Source organism: Mycobacterium sp. E740 (assembly GCF_001672895.1).
Lineage (GTDB): Bacteria > Actinomycetota > Actinomycetes > Mycobacteriales > Mycobacteriaceae > Mycobacterium.
Genome location: NZ_LZKP01000166.1, coordinates 1 through 1,373 on the forward strand (window position 1 = coordinate 1; position 1,373 = coordinate 1,373).

The following is a 1,373-nucleotide window of genomic DNA, read 5'->3' on the forward strand; positions in this document are numbered from 1 at the left end:
GTGCTGATCGAATGCCGCCACGACGCCGAGGTCGACGCAGACCACCAGCACGACCTCGGCCGTGCGCAGCGGTGACCGGTCCGGTACCTCCGTCGCCTCGATCGTTTGCGCGTCAACTCCGCACGGGTGCAAGGGATTCCACGGACTCTCACCGTTTCGCAGCTGGGCGATGTAGCGCTTGGTCCCCGGTATCGTGCATTCGATCAACGCCTCGCGCGTCTGCCGGTCGCGGACGACGACGACTCGGTTGCCCTGCCGGTTGCCTCCACTCGGAGCGAAACGGGCATTGTCGAGGATGCGCTCGAGGATGTCGTCCGGTAGCGGGTCGCCGGTGTACTCGCGCACCGCAGCCGTCGTTCGCATGACGTCGTAGAGGTCCATGGTTATATCTTGGGCTCGTCGGTGGCGACCTGTGCGAAGGTGAGGATATGAAGACGCACCTGAACTGCCCCTGTGGCGAAGCGATCGTCGGTAAGGACGAGGAGGACCTGGTCGAGAAGGCTCAGGCGCACCTGTCCGAGGCGCATCCCGGCCGAGACTACGACCGGGACGCGATCCTCTTCATGGCCTACTGAGTGCCCTTGATCTCTCGCGAGCGACCGCGTTTGTACGTTCGGTAGCGGCGTGTCGCCGGACAAACACGGTCGCTCGCGGGGGAGGAAAACCTACGGGACGACCGTCGAGCCGATCGTCGGCATGAACTGACACTGCTTCTCGGTGGTGGTCACCTGTCCGAAGATCGTCGAGATGATGCTGCCCGAACCGGTGTCGGCGATGGCGGTCAACGTGGTCGGCCCCTCCGGGTTGATGTCGGAGCGCGGCTTGAGCGTCGCGCTGCCTGACTTGCCTGTCGTGAGGTTGACCCACGTGACGTTGAGCGGCAGTTTCTGTTCGGCCGCCGGGCCGGGTGTGCCGACCGCGGTGAACACGTAGGCCGTCTGGCCGGCTCCTGGGCCGGGCGTAGGGATCTTCGCCGGTCCGGCCACCGAGATCGCGGTGGCGAGCACGTTTCCGCCGTCCTTGAGGCAGTTGTTGCTGATCGACGGGTACATGAAGTCCTGCGTCGGTGGCGCATCCGGCCCGAACGCCGGACCGGAAGCGGCGGCCGGCGCCGGTGCTGGGGCGGGCGCCGGAACTGGTGCGGCCACCGGCACCGCTGCCGGAGCGGGTGCGGGCGCTGGAGCGGCGGCAGGAGCGGGAGCGGGTGCTGGCGCTGGTGCTGGTGCGGCCACCGGGGCTGGCGCGGCTTCAGGAGCGGGCGCAGGAGCCGGAGCAGCCGCCGGAGCGGGCGCGGCTTCGGGGGCGTGTTGGATCGTCTCAGTCAACAGGCCAGCGAAGTCGCTGTCGGACAACGTTATTCCGGCTTCGGACAG

The 1,373-nt window shown here is 67.7% G+C and carries 2 protein-coding genes and 1 pseudogene; 1 reads left to right on the top strand and 2 read right to left on the bottom strand.

Annotated features, from left to right (window positions below; genetic code table 11):
* Positions 1 to 381 (bottom strand): nitroreductase family protein (locus A5663_RS15875; RefSeq protein ID WP_197503422.1); only part of this gene is annotated, 381 nt, incomplete at its 3' end.
* 47 nt (positions 382 to 428) lie between these two features.
* Here A5663_RS15875 and A5663_RS15880 point away from each other — a divergent pair.
* On the top strand, positions 429 to 575 hold the full coding sequence (locus A5663_RS15880) for a DUF1059 domain-containing protein (protein WP_068150949.1): 147 nt from the start codon (positions 429 to 431) through the stop codon (positions 573 to 575).
* 90 nt (positions 576 to 665) lie between these two features.
* On the opposite strand, the pseudogene A5663_RS15885 reads toward A5663_RS15880, so the two are convergent.
* A pseudogene (locus tag A5663_RS15885) lies at positions 666 to 1,373 on the bottom strand (hypothetical protein); the annotation flags it as partial.

Bases quoted from the DNA above. Each gene is read 5' to 3' on its own strand.
- A5663_RS15880 (WP_068150949.1), top strand. From the start codon at position 429: ATGAAGACGCACCTGAACTGCCCCTGTGGCGAAGCGATCGTCGGTAAG.